Here is a 7381-nt window from a genome sequence, read left to right as displayed (position 1 = left end):
CTTCCCGTTCAGCTCGCCGATGGCGATGATCGCGATGGCCTCGGAATCGGAAGCGCTGTGGCCGCACCTCGTCGCGCTCGCATGGCACCTGCTCTGGATCGTGCTGATCATTCGCAGCTCGGCGCGCCTCTTCCGCCGCACCGTGCTCAAGTCGCAGTCGAGCGAAACTTTCTTCAGCCCGCGCTTCTGGCGCGGCCGCGCGACGGACTAGGGCGAATCGGAATTCAGCCCGGACGCGGGCGCGCGGAAGCGCCTCGCGGCGCGCGAAGCTCCGCAGGCGCGAAGCCCAAGGAACCCGTCCGCGCGGCTTTCGTTACAACCTCGATGGACGGCCGCCGATTGAGAGAGACGCGGCCGGCGCGACCAGAGCCCTCCGACAGCCTCGCCCCCTTGGCTTTCGGAGGGCTCTTCGTTGGCCAAAGGGGTCGGTAAACCTCGGCTAAGGCCCCTTGTCCGCTGGATTTTTTGCGGTAGGGGATCGTTGAACTTCGGGTTCGGAACATTTGTGCCGGCCCCCCAGAACGGGCGCCGATGGACGGACAGACTTCTTTCAGCAGGCACGTCCTCGACCAGCGCTTTCAGCTACTGGTAAACGCCGTCACCGATTACGCCCTCTACATGCTGGAGCCCGACGGCAGGATCGCGAGCTGGAATGCCGGCGCACGCCGGCTGAAGGGCTACGAGGCCGAGGAGATCATCGGCGAGCATTATTCGCGCTTCTTTACCGAGGAGGACCGCGCATCCGGCCTGCCCCAACGGGCGCTGGCGACGGCGGCGCGCGAGGGGCGGTTCGAAGCGGAAGGGTTGCGTGTCCGCAAGGACGGGACCTTGTTCTGGGCCAATGCGGTCGTCGATCCGATCCGGGACGACAATGGCAGGCTGATCGGCTTCGCCAAGATCACCCGCGACATCACCGAGCGGCGCGAGGCCGAGCGGGCGCTCCACGCGAGCGAGCGGCAGTTCCGGCTGCTCGTCCAGGGGGTTAAAGATTACGCCATCTACATGCTCGATCCAGAGGGCTATGTCTCCAACTGGAATGCGGGGGCGGAGGCGATCAAGGGCTATAAAGCGGACGAAATCGTCGGCCGCCATTTCTCGCAATTCTACACCGAGGAGGACCGCGAGAGCGGCGAGCCGGCGCGCGCGCTGCGAACCGCGCTCGAAGAAGGCAAATATGAAAAGGAGGCCTGGCGCGTCCGCAAGGACGGCGGCCGCTTCTGGGCGCACGTTCTGATCGACCCGATCCACGACGACCATGGCCGCCACATCGGTTTCGCCAAGGTCACCCGCGACGCGACCGAACGGCGCAAGGCGCAGGAGGAGCTGGAGGAGGCGCGAGCCTCGCTCTTCCAGGCGCAGAAGCTGCAGGCGATCGGCGAGCTGACCGGGGGCATCGCCCACGATTTCAACAATCTGATGACCGTGATCCGCGGCTCGGCCGAACTGCTGCGCGCCACCGATCTGAGCGCGGAGAAACGCGAGCGCTACCTGATGGCGATCATCGAGACGGCCGACCGGGCGGCGACGCTGACCAGCCACCTGCTCGCCTTCGGCCGCCGGCAGCCGCTCAAGCCCGAGACGATCGACCTGAACCTACGGCTCGACGCCTTCGCCGAGGTGGTGGCGCGGACGATCGGCAGCCGGATCGAGGTGACGTTGGATCTCGCCAAGGGTCTGTGGCCCGTCGAGGTCGATTCGGCCCAGCTCGAGACCGCTTTGCTCAACGCCGCGATCAACGCTCGCGACGCGATGCCGGGCGGAGGACGACTCATCTTGTCGTCGCGCAACATCCCGGGTGAGGCGGGCGATCCGGACATGGTCTGCATCGCGCTCAGCGACACCGGCGCGGGCATCGAGGCCGAGGTGCTGGAGCGGGTGTTCGATCCCTTCTTCACGACCAAGCCCGTCGGCAAGGGGACGGGACTCGGCCTTTCGCAGATCCACGGCTTCGCCGCCCAGTCCGGCGGCCGGGCCGAGATCGAATCGGCCGTCGGGGAGGGAACAACGCTGCATCTCCTGCTTCCCCGCGCTCGCGCGGCGATCCCGACGGCTCCCCCGATCGAGGCCGGTCTCGCGGCCGGCCGCGGCGCGACGGTGCTGCTCGTGGAGGACAACGACCAGGTCCGCGACTTCGCCGAAAGCCTGATCGCCGAGCTCGGCTATCGCGTGCTCAGCTCCGTTTCGGGCGAGGCGGCGCTGCTGGTGCTCGAAAACGAGCCGGTCGACCTGCTCTTCACCGATGTGGTCATGCCCGGCATGGACGGCATCGCGCTCGCCCGCCGCGCCCGCGAGCTGCGGCCGGACCTGCCGGTGCTGCTCGCTTCGGGCTATAGCGAGCAGGTCGCCAATGGCGGCGCCACCGAGTTCGAGACTCTCGCCAAGCCGTACGGGGTCCAGTCGCTCGGCCGCGCCCTCGCCACCGCCCGGGCGCGCCGCGAAGCCGTTTCAACCGCTTAGGCGCCTCCCGCCCCTCGACAGAAAGCGTTGGAGAACATATAGTGAACGGATGCCAGCGCTCGACGTCCAGCAGAAGCTCGCCATCCTCGCCGACGCCGCGAAATATGATGCGTCATGTGCGTCGTCGGGTACGACGAAGCGCGACAGCCGCGGCGGGCCAAAAAATTCAGGTGCGATCGGCTCGACCGAAGGCATGGGCATCTGCCATGCCTACGCGCCGGACGGGCGCTGCATCTCGCTGCTCAAGATCCTGCTGACCAACGCCTGCATCTTCGACTGCCATTATTGCATCAATCGCAAGAGCTCGAACGTGCGGCGGGCGCGCTTCACCGTGGACGAGGTCGTCGCGCTCACCCTCTCCTTCTATCGACGCAACTATATCGAGGGCCTATTCCTCTCCTCCGGCATCATCCGCTCGCCCGACTACACGATGGAGCGGATCGTCGCGGTCGCCCGGGCGCTGCGCGAGGATCACGATTTTCGCGGCTACATCCACCTGAAGACGATCCCCGACGCCGATCCGGAGCTCGTGCACCAGGCCGGTCTCTTCGCCGACCGGGTCTCGATCAACGTTGAGCTGCCGACCGCGGCGGGGCTCGCCCGGCTGGCGCCGGAAAAGGACGGCGGCCGGATCGAAAGCGCGATGGGCAAGGTCAAGGCGGCGATCGTCGACGGCACGGACGCCATGCGCCACTACAATTCGGCGCCGGCCTTCGCGCCGGCGGGCCAGTCGACCCAGATGATCGTCGGCGCGGACGCGGCGACCGACGCCGCGATCGTCGCCCGCGCCGCGACGCTCTACGACCGCTTCCGCCTGCGCCGCGTCTATTATTCGGCCTTCTCGCCGATTCCGGACGCGAGCGCGGTGCTGCCGCTCGTTCGCCCGCCTTTGCTGCGCGAGCACCGGCTCTACCAGGCCGACTGGATGATGCGCTTCTACGGCTTTTCCAGCCGGGAAGTGGCCGCGGCCATCGCGCCGGGCGGCAACCTGCCGCTCGATATCGATCCCAAGCTCGCCTGGGCGCTGGGCCACCGCCATTTCTTCCCGCTGGACGTCAATCGCGCGCCCCGCGAGGCGCTGCTGCGTGTGCCCGGCCTCGGCGTCCGCGCCGTCGACAAAATTCTCGCCGCGCGCAGGCACCGGCGCCTGCGACTGGACGACGTCGCGCGACTGACCGTCTCGATCGCAAAGCTCCGCCCCTTCCTGATCGCCGCCGACTGGCGGCCGGTCGCGCTGGCCGATGCCGCGGTTCCGCTGCCGCGAACGAAGACGGAACAGCTCGAGCTGTTCGCCGGTTGAGCCGAGGAAGGGAGACGAGGATGGCCACACGCGCATTCGAACGGCGGCCTATCCGCGCGGTGCGCCTCGCCGCTTCCGACGATTTCGAAGGCTGGCGCGACGCGGCGCGGGCGCTGGCGATGATCCGCGTCGCGCCGGAGGAGGTCGTCTGGCAGGTCGCCGGCGAGGCGGATTTGTTCGAGGCACCCGCCCCCGCCCCGCCCGCGCTGCCCGGGGCGTTCTCGGTGCCGCGCGCCTTCCTCGAGCTCGCCGAAGCGGTCGTGTGCCATCGCGATCCCGAGCGCTTCGCCTTGCTTTACGCCTTCCTGTGCCGGCTGCGCGACCGGCCGCGGGCGATGGAGGACGGCGCCGATCCGCTGCTAAGGCGACTCGAGCTGATGGCGAAGGCGGTGCGGCGCGACATGCACAAGATGCGCGCCTTCCTGCGCTTCCGCGAGGTGGCCGACGATGGCGGGCCCCGCTACGTCGCGTGGTTCGAGCCCGAGCATCATATCGTCCGCGCCAATGCCGGCTTCTTCGTCCGCCGCTTCGCGAGCATGCGCTGGTCGATCCTGACCCCCCATCTGTCGCTGCACTGGGACGGCGCCATGCTGACCGAGGGACCCGGCGCGTCGAAGGCCGAGGCGCCGGACGGCGACCCGGCGGAGGCGGTGTGGAAGACCTATTATGCGGCGATCTTCAACCCGGCGCGCGTTAAGGTGGGGGCGATGCTCAAGGAGATGCCGCGCAAATATTGGAAAAACATGCCCGAGACTGCGTTGGTCCCGCAGCTGCTCAAGGGCGCGCAGGCGCGGGAGACGGAGATGGTCGCGGCGGCGGCGGCTCGGGTCGGGGACAATGTCGGGAAGAGCTGGGCGTCGATCCGCGACGAGGCGATGGGCTGCACGCGCTGCGAGCTCTACAAATGCGGCACCCAGACCGTGTTCGGCGAAGGCCCGCTCGACGCCCGGATCGTGTTCGTCGGCGAGCAGCCGGGCGACCAGGAGGATCTGGCCGGCAAGCCCTTCGTCGGCCCCGCCGGGCAATTGCTCGACCGCGCGCTGATCGACGCCGGCGTCGACCGCAAGCGGACCTACGTCACCAACGCGGTCAAGCATTTCAAGTTCGTCCGCCGCGGCAAGAGGCGGATCCACGACAAGCCCGACGGCGGCGAGATCGCCGCCTGCCGCTGGTGGCTCCAGCAGGAGCTGGCGCTGATCAAGCCGCCGCTCACCGTCGCGCTCGGCGCGACTGCGGCGCGTGCCTTGTTCGGCAAGGTGGTGACGATCTCAGGCTTGCGCGGCCGCCCGCATGAATTGCCGGAAGGCGGCGAGACCTGGGTCACCGTCCATCCCAGCTTCCTGCTACGCGTGCGGGACGACAAGGAGGCGGAATATGCCCGCTTCGTCGAAGACCTGCGCACGATCGGCAAACGCGCGAAGGCGCTCGCCTAGAGCCGGACCAGCATCTTGCCGGTATTGCCGCCGGTGAAGAGATCGAGGAAGGCCTGCGGCGCCGCCTCGATCCCGTCACGGACCGTCTCGCGCGAGGTGACCTGGCCGCTCGCGATCCACCCGCCCATCTCGCGGTAGAACTCCGCCATTTCCGGCAAATAATCGGTGTAGATGAAGCCCTTCAGCATGATCCGCGCGGCGATGATGCGCATGATGTAGCGGAAGGCGTGGCTCGAGCCCGTATTGTAATCCTCGATCATCCCACAGATCGCGAAGCGGGCATTCTGCCGCGCGGTCGCGAAAGCGGCGTCGAGATGGTCGCCGCCGACATTGTCGAAATAGACGTCGATGCCCCCAGAGCCCAAGGCTTGCGCCGCCTCGGTCAGCAGCTTCACGATCGGGCCGGATTTGTAATCGAGCGCGGCGTCGGCCCCGAGCTCGCGCACCCATGCGCATTTGTCGGCACCGCCTGCGGAGCCGATCACGGTCATGCCCTTGGCCTTGGCGATCTGGACGACAGCCGAGCCGACCGCGCCGGCCGCGGCCGAGACGAAGACGATGTCGCCTTCCTTCGCCTGCGCCGCCCGGAACAGGCCGAAATAGGCGGTGGCGCCGGTGAGGCCGAGATTGCCGAGCCACTGATGGTCCTCGACAGGGAGCGGCGGCACCTTGTTGAACTGCTCGGCGGGCCCCGCGGCCTGCTCACGCCAGCCCTGCATGTGGAAGACCGTCTCGCCTTCCTTGAAGTGTGGCGAGCGGCTCTCGACGACCTTGCCTACCGCGCCGCCCTGCATCGGCTCGCCCAGCGCGAAGGGCGGGACGTAGCTCTTCACGTCGTTCATCCGCCCGCGCATGTAAGGATCGACCGAGAGCCACTTGTTCTCGACGCGGACCCAGCCGTCCTGAAGCTCGGGCAGCGGCGCGTCCCTGAGGGCGAAATCGTCCATGGTCGGCATCCCGGCGGGACGCGACATCAGATGCCAGGCGCGGTTGGTCATGTGGGGAACTCCTCCGTCATCCCAGCTTGCGCCGGGATGGCGGACGGAGTCAAAGCGCGGGCGCCTTATTCCTCGTCATAGGTGCCCGAGAAGCTCCGGTTGAGCATGTGCGGGCCGCGGCTGCCGGAATCCGGCCGCTCGAACAGCGCCCGGCTGCGGCCCTCCTCGCGCCAACGCTTCATCGCCTCTTCGGCCGTGAGGTTGAGCTTCACCTTGTCGTCAACATTGTCCACCCAGCCGCACGGGATATGGTGATGGACTCCGCCCGCATTCTCGTCGCTCTTGGCGAGGACGATGTCGTCGCCGCGCGTGCAATCGACGGTGCCGACATGCGCGCCGTCCGAGCCGACCACCTCCATATGCTCGCTGACGCGGCCGAGCGCCTCGCGCTGGGCGCCGCGCCGCTCGCGCCAGGCGCCGAACTCCCGGTCGAAGCGCGACTGATGCTCCCTGTGATACTCGTCATAGTCGCGGTCGAGCGCTTCGATCTGGCGGCGGCGCCATTCGCGATAATGCGGATCGCGGGCGCGGATGGCGTGGGCGCGCGCGCTGCTGCTCCAGCCCGCCGGGGCGAAGCCGTAGGCGGGGCTCGAGGCGGAAGCAACCTGATGGACGCCGTGGGTACCGATGCTGCCGACATCGGCGCGGTCGAAGCGCGGGCCGGTCCCGAAACTGGCGTCGAAGCCCGGGCCGCCATAAGTGAGGTCGCTGTCCATCTCCGGGCCGCCATGGCCGCGCGCGCCATAGCCCGCGGCCTCGCCGGCGCCGTAGCGCTCCTCGCCATAATGAGGATCGTCATAGTCGCGCTGGGAGCGGTCGCCGAGCCGCTGGGGCCGGGCGATCTGGTTGCCCCAGCCGCCGCCGAAGCTCGCGTCGCCGCGCCACGCGGTTTCGCGCTCGCCCCAGGGTTCGCGGCGCGCCTCGCGGCGGCGCCGTTCCTGGTCGGAATAGCGGTCGTCATATGCCATGGCTGATCTCCTTGAATTGAGGGCGATTCCCGCCCTTAGAACGAAGGAGAAAAGGGGGCTGTTCCGATGACCGGGACGGCGCGTCGCGCGGGCCGGGCGGAGCGCCTGAATCGGGGCCATTGCATCGGAGCGGAGCCGTCGCTATCTGAGGCGCCCCGAAAGGCACGGGGCCGTAGCTCAGCTGGGAGAGCGCTGCAATCGCACTGCAGAGGTCAGGGGTTCGAT

At 68.3% G+C, this 7381-nt stretch carries 5 protein-coding genes and 1 pseudogene; 4 read left to right on the top strand and 2 right to left on the bottom strand.

What is annotated here, in order from left to right:
* The 4 genes and pseudogenes from ACT4N8_RS07610 to ACT4N8_RS07595 all read left to right on the top strand — a co-directional run.
* Positions 1 to 211, top strand: a pseudogene (locus tag ACT4N8_RS07610) (ABC transporter permease); the annotation flags it as partial.
* Positions 212 to 531: 320 nt separating this feature from the next.
* Positions 532 to 2457, top strand: a complete 1926-nt coding sequence (locus tag ACT4N8_RS07605) for a PAS domain S-box protein (RefSeq protein ID WP_444857533.1) — start codon at positions 532 to 534, stop codon at positions 2455 to 2457.
* Between the two features lie 49 nt (positions 2458 to 2506).
* Positions 2507 to 3757 carry a putative DNA modification/repair radical SAM protein gene (locus tag ACT4N8_RS07600; protein ID WP_444857532.1) on the top strand — a complete coding sequence of 417 codons (1251 nt, stop codon included), beginning with the start codon at positions 2507 to 2509 and terminating at the stop codon, positions 3755 to 3757.
* A 50-nt stretch (positions 3758 to 3807) separates the two neighbouring features.
* Complete coding sequence (locus ACT4N8_RS07595) at positions 3808 to 5190, top strand: UdgX family uracil-DNA binding protein (RefSeq protein WP_444857534.1); 1383 nt, start codon at positions 3808 to 3810, stop codon at positions 5188 to 5190.
* Here the strand turns inward: ACT4N8_RS07595 and ACT4N8_RS07590 are convergent.
* Together ACT4N8_RS07590 and ACT4N8_RS07585 are read right to left on the bottom strand one after the other, a co-directional pair.
* Positions 5187 to 6188 carry an NADP-dependent oxidoreductase gene (locus tag ACT4N8_RS07590; protein WP_444857531.1) on the bottom strand — a complete coding sequence of 334 codons (1002 nt, stop codon included), beginning with the start codon at positions 6186 to 6188 and terminating at the stop codon, positions 5187 to 5189. The two genes, ACT4N8_RS07595 and ACT4N8_RS07590, sit on opposite strands and share 4 nt — an antisense overlap.
* Positions 6189 to 6253: 65 nt before the next feature.
* Complete coding sequence (locus ACT4N8_RS07585) at positions 6254 to 7156, bottom strand: DUF2171 domain-containing protein (RefSeq protein ID WP_444857530.1); 903 nt, start codon at positions 7154 to 7156, stop codon at positions 6254 to 6256.
* Between the last annotated feature and the right edge of the window lie 225 nt (positions 7157 to 7381).

Origin of the sequence: Sphingosinicella sp., from assembly GCF_052387495.1 — a bacterium.
GTDB lineage: Bacteria > Pseudomonadota > Alphaproteobacteria > Sphingomonadales > Sphingomonadaceae > Allosphingosinicella.
Note: the sequence above shows the minus strand (reverse complement) of the source record. Positions and strands in the feature narration are given on the sequence as shown.

Coding starts and splice junctions, on each gene's coding strand:
- ACT4N8_RS07600 (WP_444857532.1), top strand. CDS start 2,507: ATGCCAGCGCTCGACGTCCAGCAGAAGCTCGCCATCCTCGCCGACGCC.
- ACT4N8_RS07605 (WP_444857533.1), top strand. CDS start 532: ATGGACGGACAGACTTCTTTCAGCAGGCACGTCCTCGACCAGCGCTTT.
- ACT4N8_RS07590 (WP_444857531.1), bottom strand. CDS start 6,188: ATGACCAACCGCGCCTGGCATCTGATGTCGCGTCCCGCCGGGATGCCG.
- ACT4N8_RS07585 (WP_444857530.1), bottom strand. CDS start 7,156: ATGGCATATGACGACCGCTATTCCGACCAGGAACGGCGCCGCCGCGAG.